Origin of the sequence: Bradyrhizobium frederickii (assembly GCF_004570865.1) — a bacterium.
Taxonomy (GTDB): Bacteria; Pseudomonadota; Alphaproteobacteria; order Rhizobiales; family Xanthobacteraceae; genus Bradyrhizobium; species Bradyrhizobium frederickii.
In genome coordinates this window covers 1-15,975 of record NZ_SPQS01000008.1, presented here as the reverse complement: position 1 = coordinate 15,975, position 15,975 = coordinate 1, and the positions used below count along the sequence as shown (strand labels likewise).

At 61.3% G+C, this 15,975-nt stretch carries 21 protein-coding genes; 12 read left to right on the top strand and 9 right to left on the bottom strand.

What is annotated here, in order from left to right; all coding sequences use genetic code 11:
• Nucleotides 1–75: 75 nt before the first annotated feature.
• Entirely contained in the window at nucleotides 76–1,806 is a 1,731-nt protein-coding gene (locus E4K64_RS15240) for a methyl-accepting chemotaxis protein (RefSeq protein ID WP_135164262.1), read from the bottom strand.
• 169 nt (nucleotides 1,807–1,975) lie between these two features.
• Between E4K64_RS15240 and E4K64_RS15235 the strand changes: the two genes are divergently transcribed.
• Together E4K64_RS15235 and E4K64_RS15230 are read left to right on the top strand one after the other, a co-directional pair.
• A complete protein-coding gene (locus tag E4K64_RS15235) occupies nucleotides 1,976–3,364 on the top strand; it encodes a cryptochrome/photolyase family protein (RefSeq protein ID WP_235884687.1) in 1,389 nt (462 codons plus the stop codon).
• Nucleotides 3,365–3,432: 68 nt separating this feature from the next.
• A complete protein-coding gene (locus tag E4K64_RS15230) occupies nucleotides 3,433–3,747 on the top strand; it encodes a histone (RefSeq protein ID WP_135164261.1) in 315 nt (104 codons plus the stop codon).
• Between the two features lie 77 nt (nucleotides 3,748–3,824).
• Here E4K64_RS15230 and E4K64_RS15225 read toward each other — a convergent pair whose 3' ends face one another.
• Together E4K64_RS15225 and E4K64_RS15220 are read right to left on the bottom strand one after the other, a co-directional pair.
• Nucleotides 3,825–4,697, bottom strand: coding sequence for a DMT family transporter (locus E4K64_RS15225; protein WP_135164260.1), 873 nt, complete (start codon nucleotides 4,695–4,697; stop codon nucleotides 3,825–3,827).
• Nucleotides 4,698–4,794: 97 nt separating this feature from the next.
• On the bottom strand, nucleotides 4,795–5,241 hold the full coding sequence (locus tag E4K64_RS15220) for a hypothetical protein (RefSeq protein ID WP_011088070.1): 447 nt from the start codon (nucleotides 5,239–5,241) through the stop codon (nucleotides 4,795–4,797).
• A gap of 291 nt (nucleotides 5,242–5,532) precedes the next feature.
• On the opposite strand from E4K64_RS15220, the gene E4K64_RS15215 reads away from it, so the two are divergent.
• On the top strand, nucleotides 5,533–5,796 hold the full coding sequence (locus E4K64_RS15215) for a hypothetical protein (RefSeq protein ID WP_135164259.1): 264 nt from the start codon (nucleotides 5,533–5,535) through the stop codon (nucleotides 5,794–5,796).
• 33 nt (nucleotides 5,797–5,829) lie between these two features.
• Here E4K64_RS15215 and E4K64_RS15210 read toward each other — a convergent pair whose 3' ends face one another.
• Nucleotides 5,830–6,291, bottom strand: coding sequence for a host attachment protein (locus tag E4K64_RS15210; RefSeq protein ID WP_135164258.1), 462 nt, complete (start codon nucleotides 6,289–6,291; stop codon nucleotides 5,830–5,832).
• 38 nt (nucleotides 6,292–6,329) lie between these two features.
• Nucleotides 6,330–6,740, bottom strand: a complete 411-nt coding sequence (locus tag E4K64_RS15205; protein WP_135164257.1) for a DUF3775 domain-containing protein — start codon at nucleotides 6,738–6,740, stop codon at nucleotides 6,330–6,332.
• A 237-nt stretch (nucleotides 6,741–6,977) separates the two neighbouring features.
• Between E4K64_RS15205 and E4K64_RS15200 the strand changes: the two genes are divergently transcribed.
• From E4K64_RS15200 to E4K64_RS15180, 4 genes are all read left to right on the top strand, one after another.
• Entirely contained in the window at nucleotides 6,978–7,268 is a 291-nt protein-coding gene (locus tag E4K64_RS15200; RefSeq protein WP_135164256.1) for a hypothetical protein, read from the top strand.
• A 169-nt stretch (nucleotides 7,269–7,437) separates the two neighbouring features.
• A complete protein-coding gene (locus E4K64_RS15195; RefSeq protein WP_347338625.1) occupies nucleotides 7,438–7,605 on the top strand; it encodes a hypothetical protein in 168 nt (55 codons plus the stop codon).
• Between the two features lie 112 nt (nucleotides 7,606–7,717).
• On the top strand, nucleotides 7,718–8,677 hold the full coding sequence (locus E4K64_RS15190; protein ID WP_167772022.1) for an AraC family transcriptional regulator: 960 nt from the start codon (nucleotides 7,718–7,720) through the stop codon (nucleotides 8,675–8,677).
• A 239-nt stretch (nucleotides 8,678–8,916) separates the two neighbouring features.
• Nucleotides 8,917–9,261 carry a hypothetical protein gene (locus tag E4K64_RS15180; RefSeq protein ID WP_135164254.1) on the top strand — a complete coding sequence of 115 codons (345 nt, stop codon included), beginning with the start codon at nucleotides 8,917–8,919 and terminating at the stop codon, nucleotides 9,259–9,261.
• Here the strand turns inward: E4K64_RS15180 and E4K64_RS15175 are convergent.
• Together E4K64_RS15175 and E4K64_RS15170 are read right to left on the bottom strand one after the other, a co-directional pair.
• The gene (locus tag E4K64_RS15175; protein WP_135164253.1) at nucleotides 9,258–9,743 is read right to left on the bottom strand and encodes a hypothetical protein; all 486 of its coding nucleotides are present in this window, start codon (nucleotides 9,741–9,743) and stop codon (nucleotides 9,258–9,260) included. The two genes, E4K64_RS15180 and E4K64_RS15175, sit on opposite strands and share 4 nt — an antisense overlap.
• Nucleotides 9,744–9,745: 2 nt before the next feature.
• Nucleotides 9,746–10,864, bottom strand: a complete 1,119-nt coding sequence (locus tag E4K64_RS15170; RefSeq protein WP_135164252.1) for a hypothetical protein — start codon at nucleotides 10,862–10,864, stop codon at nucleotides 9,746–9,748.
• Nucleotides 10,865–11,004: 140 nt separating this feature from the next.
• Between E4K64_RS15170 and E4K64_RS15165 the strand changes: the two genes are divergently transcribed.
• On the top strand, nucleotides 11,005–11,295 hold the full coding sequence (locus tag E4K64_RS15165; protein ID WP_135164251.1) for a hypothetical protein: 291 nt from the start codon (nucleotides 11,005–11,007) through the stop codon (nucleotides 11,293–11,295).
• A gap of 948 nt (nucleotides 11,296–12,243) precedes the next feature.
• Here the strand turns inward: E4K64_RS15165 and E4K64_RS40335 are convergent.
• Nucleotides 12,244–12,384: a hypothetical protein gene (locus E4K64_RS40335; protein WP_167772021.1), complete on the bottom strand. Its 141-nt coding sequence runs from the start codon at nucleotides 12,382–12,384 to the stop codon at nucleotides 12,244–12,246.
• A gap of 568 nt (nucleotides 12,385–12,952) precedes the next feature.
• On the opposite strand from E4K64_RS40335, the gene E4K64_RS15155 reads away from it, so the two are divergent.
• A complete protein-coding gene (locus tag E4K64_RS15155; protein ID WP_135164249.1) occupies nucleotides 12,953–13,189 on the top strand; it encodes a hypothetical protein in 237 nt (78 codons plus the stop codon).
• A 466-nt stretch (nucleotides 13,190–13,655) separates the two neighbouring features.
• Nucleotides 13,656–14,240: an ATP-dependent DNA ligase gene (locus E4K64_RS15150; protein ID WP_135164248.1), complete on the top strand. Its 585-nt coding sequence runs from the start codon at nucleotides 13,656–13,658 to the stop codon at nucleotides 14,238–14,240.
• A 9-nt stretch (nucleotides 14,241–14,249) separates the two neighbouring features.
• Here the strand turns inward: E4K64_RS15150 and E4K64_RS15145 are convergent, their stop codons facing one another.
• The gene (locus E4K64_RS15145; protein ID WP_135164247.1) at nucleotides 14,250–14,624 is read right to left on the bottom strand and encodes a hypothetical protein; all 375 of its coding nucleotides are present in this window, start codon (nucleotides 14,622–14,624) and stop codon (nucleotides 14,250–14,252) included.
• A gap of 139 nt (nucleotides 14,625–14,763) precedes the next feature.
• Here E4K64_RS15145 and E4K64_RS15140 point away from each other — a divergent pair, with 139 nt between their 5' ends.
• Together E4K64_RS15140 and E4K64_RS15135 are read left to right on the top strand one after the other, a co-directional pair.
• Nucleotides 14,764–15,186: a hypothetical protein gene (locus tag E4K64_RS15140; RefSeq protein WP_135164246.1), complete on the top strand. Its 423-nt coding sequence runs from the start codon at nucleotides 14,764–14,766 to the stop codon at nucleotides 15,184–15,186.
• Between the two features lie 580 nt (nucleotides 15,187–15,766).
• The coding region (locus E4K64_RS15135; RefSeq protein WP_135162981.1) for a transposase at nucleotides 15,767–15,975 on the top strand (209 nt) is incomplete at its 3' end.

Below are 15,975 nucleotides of genomic sequence, written 5' to 3'. Positions count from 1 at the left end.
GTGCGCAATTGCGCCCGCGAGGATCTGGAGATTCCGGGCTCGGTCCTCCGGACCGCCCCGGAATGACCGTAGCGACTAGGCCGCCCGCACGCGGTCGAGGAAACCGTCGACCTCGGCCTTCAGATGCAGGCTCTCGCCGGACAGCGCCTGGGCCGAGGCAAACATCCGGCTCGAGGTCTCGCCCGTCTCGCTGGCGCCCTTGGCGGCGTGCCGGACGTTGATGGCGACCTCGGCCGTGCCTGAGACCGCCGCGCGAACGCTCGCCACGATGTTGTGGGTAGCGCCTTTCTGTTGCTCGACCGCAGCCGAGATCGAGCCGGCAATCCCGCTGATGCGCTCGATGGTCTCGCTGATCGCCTTGATGGCGGCGACCGATTCCTCGGTCGCAAGCTGCATGCTCTCGATCTGGTTCGATATCTCGTCGGTCGCTTTCGCGGTCTGGCCGGCCAGCGTCTTGACCTCCTGGGCCACCACCGCAAAGCCGCGGCCGGCGTCGCCCGCGCGCGCGGCCTCGATGGTGGCGTTCAGCGCCAGCAGGTTGGTCTGCTCGGCGATCGAGGTGATCAGCTTGACGACGTCGCCAATGCGCGCGCCGGCTTCCGAGAGCTGCGCGATGCGCTGGTCGGTGGCCTCGGCCTGCCGGACGGCCTCGGCGGAAATCTCGTTCGATTCCTGCACGCGCCGGGTGATCTCGGAGATCGACTGAGACAGCTCGTCGGAGGCCGATGCCGCCGAACGCACGTGCTCGGAGGCAGTTTCGGAAGCGCCCGCGGACTGCGCCGACAGATCGGCGGTGGAGCGTGCGACGTCGGTCAGTTGCCGCGCCACGCGCTCGAACTCGCCCGACGATGTCAGCACCTTGTCGAGGATGCCGCCGACGCTGCCGCGGAACTCCTCGACGAAGTTGCGCAGGTCGGATTTGCGCTGCTCGGCCGCCGCGGCCGAGGCCGCCGCCTGCTCGCTGCGCATGCGCGCACGCTCCAGCGAATTGCTCTTGAACACGGCGACCGTGCGGGCGATCTCGCCGATCTCGTCGGCGCGATCCTCGCATTCGATCGTGACGTCGCTCTGGCCGTTGGCAAGTGCGGTCAGCGAGTGCGTGACGGAGGTGAGCGGTCGGGTGACGCGGCGGACGAGCAGCAGGGTCAGGCCCAGCACCAGAAGCGCGGCAAGTCCGGCGGCCGCGGCCATGCTCTCGATCGCGTGGGCCAGCATGCTCTCGTACTGGACCATGGGAATGCCGACATAGAGAATGCCGACGACCTTGCCGGCCGCGTCCGCGATGGGGAAATAGGCGGTCATGAAGGTCTTGCCGAACAGCGTGGCCGGACCTTTATAGGCCTCGCCACGGCGCAGCGGCGCCTGTCCTGGATGGTCGGCGGCAAGCTGGGTGCCGACGGCGCGGTCGCCGTTTTCCTTTTTCACGTTGGTGGAGCGGCGGACGAACTGCCCGCTCGCATCGTCGAACACGAACAGTGTTGCATTGCCGCCGACATAGGACACCGCGCGGTCGACGATGGCATGATCCTTGAAGTCGGGCATGTTGGGGATTTCGGCGCGCACCACCGCGCCATCCCGCATCGTGATCTTGGCGGCCGGAACGATCTCGGTGAAGGCCAGTGCTAGCGTGCGCAGGTTGACCTCGATGTCGCGCAAAGCGCGGTCATTGAAGGCGGAGGTCAGCGACCAATAGCCGGCGCCGACCACGAGTGCCGTGTTCACGGCGATCAGCAACACGGCGCACAGGACCGCCTTGGTGCCCAGCTTGAACTGCGGCAAGAACTTCCCGGTCAGAACCTTGGACATGAATGGAACTACCCCCGTAATCCCTGCATAATCCTGCAGTGGTATTACAGTCCCATTAACGACGGTTCCCTACCGCCGTCCCCGGCATGCTTTCCAAATCGTAAACGAGGATCCCCTGACCGCGCCGAGCGTGCCGTCCATCATCGTCTGGTTCCGCGACGACCTTCGCCTGGCCGACCATCCTGCTCTGCACGCCGCGGCGAAGACCGGTGCGCCGGTGGTCTGCCTGTACGTGCTCGACGACGGCCTCGCCCGACCGCCCGGCGCCGCGACGCGCTGGTGGCTGGCGCAGTCGCTGCGGGCGCTCGGTGCCGCAATCGCTGCGCGCGGCGGATCGCTGGTCCTGCGCAAGGGACCGGCGGCCAGGATCATCCCGGACGTGGCGCGCGAAAGCGGTGCCCGCGCCGTCTACTGGAATGGAATTGCACAGGCACCGCATCAGGCCGTCGAGAGCCAGCTTGAGGCGGCGCTGGCAAAGCTCGGCATCGATTCGCAAAGCTTCCCCGGCGATCTGCTGGCCCCGCCCTCGGCCATCCGTACCAAGGAGGGCCGCGGCCTGCGCGTGTTCACGCCATTCTGGCGGCGCCTGCTGTCGCTCGGCGATCCGGCAAAACCGCTGCCTGCTCCGAAGCAGCTGCGCCCCGCACCGAAGATCGCCGGCGATGTGCTGGAGAGCTGGCGACTGGAGCCGGCCAAGCCGGATTGGGCCGGCGGCCTGCGCGAAGCATGGACCCCGGGCGAGGCCTCGGCCCGGAAGCGCCTGCGCGACTTCCTCAGGCACAGCGCGCGCGCCTATGTCGGCGACCGCGACCGTCCGGACCGGGACGGCACCTCACGGCTCTCGCCGCATTTGAGATTCGGCGAACTCAGCCCGCGCCAGATCTGGCACGCGGCACGGTTCGCGGCGGACGAAGACCCGGCACTCCGGCCCGGCATCGAGAAATTCCTGAGCGAGCTCGGCTGGCGCGAGTTCTGCCGCCACCTCCTCCACGATCACTCCGACCTCGCCACCAGAAACCTGCAAGCGAATTTCGACGGCTTCCCCTGGACGCGCGACATCAAGGCGCTCGCCGCCTGGCAGCGCGGCCGCACCGGCTATCCGATCGTCGATGCCGGCCTGCGCCAGCTCTGGCACACCGGAGCGATGCACAACCGGGTGCGGATGGTGGTGGCTTCCTTCCTGGTCAAGCACCTCTTGATCGACTGGCGCGAGGGCGAAGCCTGGTTCTGGGACACGCTGGTCGACGCGGACGCCGGCAGCAATCCCGCCAATTGGCAATGGGTCGCCGGCTGCGGCGCCGACGCTGCGCCCTATTTCCGAGTGTTCAATCCGCAGCTGCAGGGCGAGAAGTTCGATCCGGATGGAACCTATGTCCGGCGCTGGGTGCCGGAGCTGAATCAGATGCCGGCCAAGCTGATCCACCGCCCCTGGCAGGCAACGCCGATCGAGCTCGCGAGCGCAGGCACGCTCGGCGAGACCTATCCGCACCCGATCGTCGATCATGCCAGTGGACGCGAACGTGCGCTCGCAGCCTACGCGAAGATCCGCAAAGGTTGAGCGTTGCTTTGACACAATTATGAAACGCGCTATCGTCGTCGCTCCATACAAACCGTGGGGGACACGATATGGACGACGACAAGCCGATCACCGAACAGGCGATGGAAACGATCACCAATGCCGTGGAAGCGACCAAGGACGCGGCAGTCACCGCCGTCAAGAAGGTCAGGAAGGCCGCCAAGAAGGTCGCGAAGAAAGTAGCGCCGAAGAAGGCTTCCAAGAAGAAGGCCAAGAAGGCCGCGAAGAAGGGTTCGAAGAAGGCCGCCAAGAAGGCCACCAAGAAATCCTCGAAGAAAGCGGCCAAGAAGACCGTGAAGAAGGCCGTGAAGAAGACCGCCAAGAAAGCTGCAAAGAAGAAGAAAGCCAGGAAGGCGAAGCGCTGATCGAGCCGCTCAGACGGGTCTCCGGATGCGAGCGCCTCCGGAGACCCTGTCCCGCCGCGCTCTTTCCGGATTCCGACCTAGAAGCGGCGGTTGACCACGAACACCGCAGCGCCGCACATCGCCATGCCGGCGATCGCCAGTGCGTCGAGCTTCTCGCCGAACAGCAGGTAGGCCATCAGCGCAGTCACGGCCGGCACCAGATAGAACAGGCTCGCGACCGAGGTCGCCGCGGCGTGGCGGATCAGCCAGTACAGCAGCCCGATCGATCCGATCGAGAGCGCCACAGCGAGCCAGGCGAGCGCGAGCACGAACTCCCGCGTCCAATGCACCACACGCTCCTCGAACAGGAAGGCCCCGATCGCGAAGAAGATCGTGACCGCGACATACTGCACGAGATTGCCGGCGCGCCAGTCGATCTGGTTGCAATAGCGGCGCTGATAGAGCGTGCCGAGCGTGATGCTGATCAGCGAAACCACCGAGGCGAGCCAGCCTAGCCCGGCGTCCCCGGTCATGGGACGGTTGTGCAGAATCATCATCACGCCGCCGAGGCCGAGCACGAGCCCGGCCCATTGCACCGGCGTCACCTTCTCGCCGAGCCAGCGGTTGGCGATGGTCGAGGTCAGGATCGGCTGAAGGCCCGGGATCAGCGCGGAGAGTCCGGCGGGAATCGAATGCGCGATCGCGATCGCGGTGCCGCCAAGATAAAAGCCATGGACGAGAATGCCCGCGACCGCGCTGTGCGCGATGCCGGTGCTGTCAGGCCATTTCGGCCGCGCGAGGCCGGCGATGATCGCCATCAGGCCGACCACGATCGCCATGCGGATGGCGAGATAGGTCAAGGGATCGGCGTTGTTGACGACGTATTTGGTGCCGATGAAGCCGGTGCTCCAGAGCAGGACGAACAGGATCGGCGCGGCGCGGGCGGTCAGGGCTTCTTGATTATCGTTCATTGCCGCCCTCATTGCCCCACCGGGGGCTATGCGGCAATGCGAATTTCGTCCGGACGATGCTGCGTTGCGATGGAGGCTTGCGACTCAGCGCAGCCGCTCACCACTCTTCCGGACAGGGGTCGATGATCTTCCAGAGCTCGACGCCGTTCTTGATCTTCTTCATGTCGGTGGTGAGCCCGCCATTGCGACGAATCCAGTCCTTCACCGTATCGGGATAGTAGGACATCAGGTCGGAGGTCCCCTCGGAGCTGGTGACCTTGATGCCGAAGGTGAAGGCCTTGTCGTAATAGGCCTGATGGAAGCCAAGGCTTGCGCGCGGCGTCACGCAGATCTTGTTCATCGGCACGATGCCGAGCACCAGCGTGCAGGCCGAATTGCAGATGCCGTCGATGATGACGCGCTCGCCCTTTTCGCGGACCCGCTTGTACTTGGCCTTGTATTCCTCGACATAGCCGCCGTGGTCGCGGGTGATATGCAGCTCGGCCCGCGCCGGCGTAGCGGCGGCGAGACAGAGCAACAGCAGGCTCAGGAGCGTGATGCGCATGGCGAGGTGACGGCGTTAGCCTTCAGGAATGCACCGGCCTCGAAGGACCCCCAAAAGGCCGGCGACAGGATTCTTTACCGAATAGTCTTTGGTCATACTTGTGTGGGGAATTCGTTAAGCATCCCGACAAGGCCAAAAATGGGCAGGCCTGCCGCCACTTCGGGCAATTCTGTCACACCCACCCGGGAATCTGCGGGTTTACCCCGGATTTCCGGGCGCCGGACGGGTGTCCCGGCGGCTCGAAATGGCTATAAAGGGCTGACCTATTCGCGCGGGTCCCGGAGAATCGAGATGAGCAAGTTGACGCTAGTCGCCGCGGTTGCGGCCCTGTCGGCCGCAATCCTAGCCCCTGGCCTGGCGGAGGCGCGGGGCCATCACCGGCACCACCGCGCCTACGCCAACCCGCTTCCCTACCCGATCAGCTACCTGCACAATTACGGTCCCGGCATCACCCCCGGCACCTTCGCCTATTACGACGGCCCCTCGACCAACCATTGTTACCAGAGCGCGGCCGCCTATCTCGGTCAGGACCGCCGCCGGCACCCCTGCTACTGAGGGACGCCGGCCGCGGCCTGTTTCCGGGCGCCTCTATTTGGCGGCGCCCGACAGCAGCAATTGCTTCTCGATCTCGTAGACCGGCAGCTTGACGAGATCCTTGCCGACCTCGCCCTGAAGCGCCTTGCGCACGAGGTCCGAGTAGTCGGCGCGGATCATGCCAAGCGCACGCGGCGAGGCCACCATGGTCAGGGCCGTGGTCTCGCCGGAGCTGACGGCGGCATTGAGCCGGCCGGCCAGGCTTCGCAGGAAAGCGCGCTCGGCCTCGTCGTGCCAATCGGTCTGCTCGACCGAGCTGCGGGCGCCGCCGGCAGCGGCATGCACTCGCCCCGGCGCGTCGCTCCCTTGCGCGCTGGTCGACGGATTCGGCTGCTCGTGCACCTCCTTGGTGTGAAGGTTGGGAAACATCTCGTCGCCGAGGTTCTCCAGAATCAGCGCCTTGCGCCCGTCGCACACCACCAGCCAGTCGCCCTTGTCGATTCTCATTTTATCCATTGCAACTCTCCTTGAAACTTATGGACGCGCATCCAGCATCAGAGATGGTCTTCGAATTCCTCGAAAGACTTGCCGAACTGCGCCATCGCCTCCTCCAAATAGTCGGCGAGCATTGGCGTGCCGATCAGGTAGGAAGCTGTGCGCGCGTTGTGCGCCTGCGCGGCCTGGGCATGCAATTCGCGCCAATTGGAGAGATCGCCGTCGCCGCGACCAAGCCAGGCCAGCGCCACCAGATCGATCTGCTCGTCGACATTGAGATCGCGGATGAAGCCCGTGAGCTCCGCACGGTCGGTGGTCCCGCCGCGCCCGTTGCGGCCATAGCTCATGTCATCGTCGCCGGATTCCAGGATGACGCCGCCTCCGGCCGCCTCGCTGTCGGACCGGCGCGATTTCGAGATGACGAAGAAGACTTTCTCCGGCGAGATCGACAGATTTGGAATGACTCGCATCCAGTTCACCTTGCCCGGCAGCGAGCCCCATGCTGCCGCCACACAGCAACACTATGAGCCGAGGCGGATTTGCGAATTGCGCAGGATCAAGGTCGGCACGGCATTAGGCATGCGGCCAAGCCCAGCCCGGTGGGCGGATTTGCTGAAGATCTGTTCATCAGCATTACATTTCGGCTCCGCCACAATTTGATCAGAACAACTTCGATATCCTGTTTTGCGTAAGCGGAGGAAGACATCATGACTCGCAAGATTGGCCTCGTCGCCGCAGGCCTGTTCAGTGCCATGTTTGGTGCTCTGGCGGCCTCGCCGACGGCGTCCGCCATGCCTATCGCGCCCGCGCCTGCAACAGCCGATATCGCCGGCGTCGAGCAGGTGCGCATGGTCTGCGACGCCTGGGGGCGCTGCTGGTGGCGCCCGAACTACTATGGATATTACAGGCCCCGGCCGTATTACGGCCCTCGATATTATGGGCCGCCGCGCTATTACGGCCCGCGCCATTATGGCTATTACGGCTATCGCGGCTGGTAACATGTGAAGGGGCCCTCCGGGCCCCTCGCTCTTGCGAGATCACGTCTTGCGCCGTTGTCGCCGGCCTGAAGCGATTCCAAGAACTGATCTAGATCAAAGATGAAACCGCCCACACCGTCATTCTGCGGTGATGGCCGAGTTGATCGTCTTTCGATGCCCCGAGACGGGCATGAACGTGCAGACGCATCTGGAGAAGCAGGAGAGAACAGAGGGGCGGAGCTTTGCGTCCTTTGCCTGCCCCGTCTGCCCACGTCTGCACTTCATCGACCTCGCTTCCGGAAAGCCGATGAGCGGGGAGCGTGGACGCGACATTGATCCGACGGACATCATGGCATGATGTCCGCAATACTACGGCCTGAAATTCGGTTTACTGGAACGCGATGTTTCGCCATTGATGGCACTGCATCGACGTTCATGTGATTGTCACTTTTCAGCAGCCGGTCAGACCCATGTTGTTCGACGCTCTCACTCCGTCCTCCGCGCTTCAGCTGATCGGCTTTGCCGACGTCGACGCGTTTCGACCGATCGAGTCGATGGAGGATGCCAGAAGCATTCCGCTCGACATCCCGAACTTCGCCGCGGCCCGCGCCGTCGTCTCCCTTCCGGCGTGCCGCATCATCGTGATGAGATCGTTCGCGCGCATCCTGGACGCGGCCTATCGGATGCCGGGCGGGATGGTGATCCTGTCCATGACCAACGACCTCCAGGTCAACCTCAAGGGCCTGGATCTCGATGCGCGCTTCTTCGTCACGCTCCGCGGCAACGATGAATGCCATTTCGTCGAGCCGCAGACCAATCATTACGCAATGATCATCTTCTCCCCCGGGCTGAAAGACCGGGGCCGGTTCGATCGCGCCGACGATTTGCGGGCCCATGTCGCGAACCGGCCGGCTCTGCTCCACACGCGGCAACTCCTGCTCGACATCCTGCGGACCGCCTCGGTGCAGCCGCTCCTGTTCGAAACCACCGAGGTTGCGCTCCATCTCCAGGAAGGCCTGCTGCTCGCGCTCGACGATTTGTTTCAAACCGATTCGATGTCGGACCTGAGCGCCTCGGCCCAGGCCGAGCGTTCGATCAAGCTGGTGCAGCGGATCGACGATTACGTCGCGGCCCATCCGACCGCTGCGATCTATACCGCTGATCTCGCCGGCGAGTTCGGCGTCTCGATCCGGACGCTCGGCGGCGCGGTGAGCAAGGTGCGGGGCATGAGCCTGCATCAGTACATCCGGCTCAAGAGGCTGTGGGCGACCCGCGCCCGCCTCCTCAAGGGCGGCGGCGCCACCGTCACCACATGCGCGCGCGCCCAGGGCTTCCACCATCTGGGTGAATTTGCCGCAGCTTACCGCGCGATCTTCCACGAGACGCCCTCCGACACGCTGGCCCGTGGACGGCAAAGCGGTGTCCGCTAGGGCTGACTGACCCAGCGAGCCCTTGCGACGGCGCCGGCCTCAGCGCCGGTTCGGAACATATCTGGAACGGGCTGGACAAAATGAGGACTGGCGCGCTCGGAAGGATTCGAACCTCCGACCCTCGGAATCGAAATCCGCCCAGTCCCTAAGCATCGCCAACGTTCATTCTGAACTTTCCCGATCCGTTCACGCATTGACGGGATTGGTGAATTTCCCACGTTCAGAATGCGAAATTGGAGATGATCGTGCCTGAAATCCGATTGGATAGCGCCCGCATTGAGCGCATCGTTTCACAAATTTTACGGGATGACGCCAGGCTCTCGCCCCTCAAAGCGAACGAGCTCGCCGCGCTGATTTGCATCCGGCTCAGTACGTCGATGCCAATGCCGACGAATCCCTACTTAAGTGGCTACCGGATCATCCGCAGCAGGCCACCCTTTGACGGGACATTCACAAAGGCAGTGGGCGCAAAGCTCGCAGACGTCAATGATGCGGTCGCTTGGGAGCTTTGGGATCTGGTTTACGAGCGGGGGCACGATCTGCCGCCGGCAGTTGCCGACTTACCGTCGTGGCAGAGGTCTTAAATCGGTCGCCACTTTGTTTGAGCATCAACAATTCGGCTCGAGAGGTTTTGTTTAGACGCATAGTACTTTGACACGGACTCAACGAAGTCCTTGCCGTTGGCGGGACCAGAAAGGTTTTCCGCTGATTTCTGTAGGCGCACCAGAGCGTCGGCAAACTCGTCTACTTCATGCTTCGCATTTGGGAAGTGATTTCTCAATCGCTCAGCAGCGGCAAAAGAATCTTGAACAGTTGACTTGAGCGCCTGCAAGTCCTCAGGCGACGTTGCGCTCTTGCCTAGAGCCTTGTCGGCAAACTTCTGAAGCACCAAGTTCATGTCATGATCAGCTTTCTCGCTAGCCTCAATCTGCTTCTTGAGTGCCTCACGGTTCGCGGCCCGAAAGTTGGCGTAGTCGGATGACAGGCCGCCGATCAACAGGCCGATCACGCCTGTGAGCGCAGCCAACCAATGCTCTCTAAAGAGCTTTTTGATCGCTTCGATCATGGCTAGTTATCCCGTTTAACAGTTGCTGGACTCCTGAGGCCGGTTCGCTTGGCCACTTCTCTTGCTCGCTCGCATGCGGCCGGCCATCCGTCGAGACCCAGAAGCTGGATCTGCCGAAATGCCTGCTTCGCCACTTCTGCCGTGCAGGAATCGTTGGCGGCAGCTTTCGAGTTTGTCATGATCATATTACCCGCCTCGGTTTGGGCCACTGCGTCCGCTCCGATGTCGATCGCGATAATGAACAGAACGGACGTAACGAGAGGAGTAATTCTCTGCCCAATGAGAGAAATAAATCCGGGCGAATTAATATTTGTTTGCAGCTGAGCAAGATAGTCGCCTGAATCAATGAAGGCAGCTTGCTCAAAGTGTTTGACTTCATCTTCTCTATCCTCGGCAATCGCCTTCGTATTCGCCGCAGCGAAATTGAAAAAGCCTTGAAGCAAGGCGTCATCGAAGGTATCGAAATCCGCGCTGGTTACTTCGAAGCGAGCCGAATAGAGATCATTGATCGAGTAGTTGCCGTACGCCAGCTTGTAGAACTGTCCTCGTAGAGAGCGCTCCACAATGAACGCGGCGTTCGGCTTTTGTAGCGCATCCAAGATTGCAAAAGGAAGCTCGGTTTTGGGCAGCCTAGCCAACCAACGAACATTTCGCGCCGGAAGGTCTTCGTTGCCAAACAGGCGAGGCACCTTCTCGGTCTCGTACTTGGAACCAGAAGAGCGGACTTCCCCGATCAGGACCTCATCCATATAGGCCCTCGGGGGTACGATGACGAGATCGCCCCGCTTTATTTTCTCGTAGTATGTCCGAACCAGCCCCTCTAGCTGGGCCGCACTGTTGCCGCCCCCGTCGCCGTAATCACCCAATTTGCCGGACGGACGATCATCGGCCGGCTGGCCGCGCCTGTACCAGGCGCGAAAGGCCCTGGAGCGGTTGACACGCCGCCTCAGGTTTTGATCATTGAGCGGTGCGTCGGGCTCTAGTTTGAGCCCCGGTAGTTCGGCTATGAGGCTACTGTTTTCTCGAAACTCGCGGTAAAGGCGGAACCCCTTTCCTGGTCGGACGACGTAAACATTATGCTCTTCCGTTAAAATTCGCGCGTTCAGATCAATGGTTATCATTATCCCCCGGCCCCCAGGCGGCACAACCAGCGTAATTACCTTGCAAAGCTGAACAAGCCAACGTGGAAGAATGACTGAGCCCGGGAGGTATCATTTTACTGACATCGGATCTCGACTCAGAACGTGGATTCGTTACTTGTATGCCCCTCCCCCGCCGACGCCCTACACCTACCCACCCTGACGGGCGGCCAATGAAGATCACCTTTGGCGAGATGCGCTCAATGGGTCTGTCCGGAGTCTTGGTCTATTGCCATTGCGGCCACCATGTCGCCTTGGACGCCGCCCCGTGGCCGGACGCGGTGCGGCTGTCTGATATCGAGCCCAAGTTCGTCTGTCAGGGGTGCGGCAGCCGCGGTGCGGACGTGCGGCCTGACTTTGATCGGGGCAACCCACGGCTTGCGATCATGGGCGCGAAAGACACCGCCCACTAAGGCGGACCGTTTACAGAGCGACGACCTTCGTCTCTTGTGAGTGCTGCTAGTCTGTCCAATTGGGTGGCCAAGCCGGCGAAGCTCTTTGCGATGTTCTTCAAAAGGGAAGCCCGCGAGGCTGAAATACCTGGATTTGTGGAAAGTGCTTTGTAGCGCTCTGCTGCTTCTTGGCAGGCTGCGGCGGTAATCATTTCGGGCTCCGTTGCCAAAAATAACTATAGGTGAGAACCGCTGTCATACTACCATAGGTCGCCGACCGGCCCAAATCACAGTGGCGACAACGCTTCGCGCGGCAAAGCACTCGTCTAGGAACGTGCCCTCCTCGCGGCGGTTGGCCTCTCACGTCTGCCGAAGAACTGGTGACCCTCCTTCGGTAGCTCGCAGCCGTCCAGACAGCGGCTGGGTCATTTTTTCGTTGGCCCGCCAGCGTGAACCGCCGGATCAGCGGAGCGCTGCGCACAAACGACGGCCCCAGCAGGGGGCGGCGGCTGGGGCCGTTGGAAACGCTCCGGCACCAAGGGGGCTTTGAACCGGAGCACAGCACCAATCCACCCGATTGCCGCTAGTTCCCGGAGTGGGAAAGAGAGCCAACTAGCCGCGAGAACCGACCCACCGCCAAACGCGCGTTCGGACGATGGGCCGTCCCGGGTGGATGTCGCAACATCTGGAGTGTCGCGCCACAGACCGAAATCTCAATTCTCTCGGCTGAAGAGTCGTTCCTATCGCCACCGAGGCGGCCTTAGCTCAGTGTTCCGCTTATAAATACACACAGAAAGAACAAAGCGGGTGCGTTATTCCTCACCATCTGTTCTGGGCCGGAGAATTACGGGGCACGGGGTTTTGTTCTCCGAGCGGAGAACTACGGGCTTGATGAAAGAGGCCGCCAACTGAGGCGGCTTTTTTTGTTCTGTAAACAACCTAAAAGCGATTTATCCGGTTGTGCCGGCCTTACTGCATCTTGCGACGTAGCTTCTCAATAAGGGCGCGCTGCTCCTCGATGTCCTCGCGGACAACCTGCTTAAGGTCCTCCGTCGCCTTCTCTTGATCGGCGTTCGGGTCCTTGGGTGCGTTCGGGGTTTCCTTGCCCATGCATCAATCGCGGCCGGTTGTAGTCGGAAACGATTGATGCACATCAACGGTTCGGTTCCCGATTGCGAATTAGGACACCCCCAAATTCAACTTAGGACACTGGGGGTTAAATACGGACAGTACCCAGCCCCGAATAGGAACTTTCTAGCAACGGAGAACAATGGCCCGCCAGCGTGAACCGGCGGGCGCTGTCAGAAGCCTGTGGCATGACCATTGCCCAGTCGAAACGAACTGGGATTTCAGAACTCAGTTTGAGACAAGGCGCTGCCGGAGGGACTGGCATTTGGAGTCCGGCAGCGCCCTTTTCAATCTTTAGGGCTCAAAGGAGTAGCGCCAGCGACATGCTGGCCTTGAGCAGATAGCGGTACGCCTTGAGCTTGAGCGTCCAGGTGAGGAGCTGGATCAGGCGCATTCAAGCTTCTCCTTCATAAGATCAATCGTGCTCCGATCTCAGATGCGCGCGAGCTCGTCGATGATGTGCTGATGTTGCCGCGTAGGACCTTTGAAGTGCCGCGCGCGTTGAGGGAGGTTGTGATCGGGGCGACCACGAACCCGGGAGTTTCGGGTTATGAGCGATATCCTGCTGGTGTTCGGCGCGCTGCTCGTTCTCGGCGGCATCTTATATATGGCGCGCAGTGCTATTTGGTCGGGATCGCTCAGCCGCCCACGTTCCTCCGGACCGGTTCCCGACACTCTCGAGCCCTCAAGGCGGGGCGTGCGATTCCTGGGGCTTGGCGCAAACTGGCCGGGCATTCTACTTGTGGCAATCGGTGCAGTTCTGTTGTTGTCGAGTGCGAGTTTCTAATCTTCGGCGCGCTCACGCGCTGAAAGAAGGAACTGAAGCCCCTATGCCGTTGCCGACTCAACGCCCGGACGGGACGCGCGCTGTTTCTGCGGCGAGATGGTCACCACCCGCACTTTGGATGGCCACGTCGGCGCAGCACACCATTTTACCGAAAGCGCGGCCAGCGTTTCGCCTTCGGGTGGCCTTTTTCTATTTGTATCCACGCAAACGACCTCCGCGTGGGGACGCAGAGGTCGCCAACCTTGGGGAAGGTTTACTCCCGATGGGGGGCTTTTGACTTGGGGTTGATCGGGAGCTTGGATACGACTCGCGAGGTTGAGAGTCGTTCCGAACGGAATATAAAAAACGGCCTCAGCCTTAGATGGCTGGGGCCGTTGCATTTGCGAGTGCCCCAACCACGCGCGCCATTGCTGCTTGTTCCTGATTCGTAAAATGCAGCCGAAGTGCCTATCTTCGGTTTATGCGTATGGCGTACGAGCTCTGCCTGGCCACCGCCGGCAAGCAGGTCCCGTCAGGACCGGACTGGATCCATGAGGTAAAGCACGACGGCTACCGGATGCTGGTCATCCGGGAGAACGATCGCGTGCGTCTGCTCTCTCGCAACGGGAGCGATTGGACCAAGCGCTATCCCTGGGTCGCTGAGGCCGCCTTGAAAAATCGGCAGAAGCAATTTGTCATCGATGGAGAAGCGGTAATCCTTGGCGTGGATGGGGTCTCGGACTTCAATGCACTCCACTCCCGCAAGCACGACCACCAAGTCCAGCTTTATGCTTTCGACGTGCTCGCCATGGCAGGCGACGATCTGCGCGATCTGCCGCTTCACCTCCGCAAGACGAACTTGCAGCGATTGTTGGCGCGCCGTCCGGACGGTATCACCGTTGCGCCTTTTGAGCGTGGTGAGATCGGGCCAGACCTATTCCGCGCCGCTTGCCGGATGGGACTTGAAGGGCTTGTTTCCAAACACCGCGATCGGCCATACCGCGGCGGACGGCAGAAGTTCTGGATCAAAGTAAAGAATCGCAGCCATCCAGCCATGGCGCGCGAACTGTAGGCGTGGGCGTTATTTGCAGACGCCGTAGTATTGGGAAGGAACGAAGCTGCCTCCCAAGATGGAATGTCGGCTGTGCACCGACTTTCCGTCCCTGTGACTAATTGAAGTCGTCTGAATTACGCCTGTACCCAATGTCTCTGCAAATGTTATGGCCTGATCACCGTTGAGCACGGCAACATCGGACATTCCGGCATTGCCGATCAGGACGGCCTTTTTCGTCAAACTGTCTAAGGCAAACTCGAGCCTAAAACTTTCTCGCTGCACTCCTGCCGGCGAGGCCATTACATCGTACTTGCAAACCCAGCGAAGCGTGTCCGCCTTCACCGGCCCGCTTATAAAGGTTGCCGCGGTCGAAAAGATTGCCAATGCGATTCTATAGATCATCGTCCCCCTCCGCATTCCACATTGTACGCAATTTGTCCGGGTAGCAGGCGAACTTTCGGAAATATCCGAAGGGTCGTAGGCGAGGCCAGATTGATTTGCCTCCTCTTCTGAGGAATGATCCGGCCTTTTGGAGCTGGTTATGCCTGCGTACCTCGTCCGAACAATCAAGGAGCATGACCTTGTAGGCGTGTTCTTCGCGTCGAATACGCTTGAATTGGCTTACCTCATTGATGAAGTCCTAGACCCCGAGCATTGCGAATATCGCCTGCTAGGTCCCGGGGGAGTGATCTGGGACGGGCCGGCTGTGAAAATCCCCCTGCCGAGAAGCAAGGACGATGACGACGATGACGAGGAAGAAAGCAGCGACGTTCCGTGGAAAGATGCTCGGTTTACCGAACTCTGGTACTATGAAGGCTTCTACAAAAAGGCTCGCTGGCGAAAGGTAGGTCACTCGCTGGTTGATCTGTACGGCATTGATCCCGAAACACCCGAGCCCGATCCTCCCCCCAGACCGCCATCGAACTCAGCCGGACGGGTGTTGCCGTTTCGGCGCCGCAAGTAGTCAATTCAGATGAATGATAAATTTTATGCCCAGCCCGCCGCTTGCGGGCGCCATCCGGCATACCAAAGAACGCGCTTGCCGGAATAAGACACGAACGGAAGCCGAGCCCAGCCGCATTTGATGATCGACCAATGCCAGCCGTAGCACCGCGCGGGATCTGTTAGCGATCTAGATGATCCTCAGCAGCTTGTTGGCAACGATCGTTGGCTGAACGTTGTTGTGGGCGCCTCCGCCACCAGCCGCAGCAATCGAGATTCCGGTTGTGTTGTTTGAGAGCGCGAGATCGGCAGAAGCCGTAGATCCGGCGGGCCAAGCAAAAGAGCCGGAATTTGCAGGCGCCAAGCCGCGGAAGAGTGGAGGAGAAATGGTGTGACCGTGACCAGGATCTGTCAGAGTGTGATTGTGAGACGGGATTTCCGAGGTGGAGAGCGTGTGGCTTTGAGCGCCGCCGGCCGATCCCAACTGATCACCAGCCGCACCGAGGTAGGTGCTGTGAGCTGGTCCCGCAAATCTGAACAGCGCGATAAGTGGAGTTTCTGCCTGACGGCGGGCAAGATTGACCCGCGAATCAGGAGAGACGATGAGCAGACGAGCACGGCGGAACCACACTCCGGCTTTCAAGGCGAAGGTGGCACTTGCCGCCGTCAAGGGTGACCGCACGCTGGCGCAACTGGCGGAGCAGTTCGACGTTCACCCCAATCAGATCACATCGTGGAAGGCCCAGCTCGAAGGCAGCGCTGCCGATGTTTTCGGTCCGGGCGGCGGGAGTCGGATCGCCGAACCCACCGT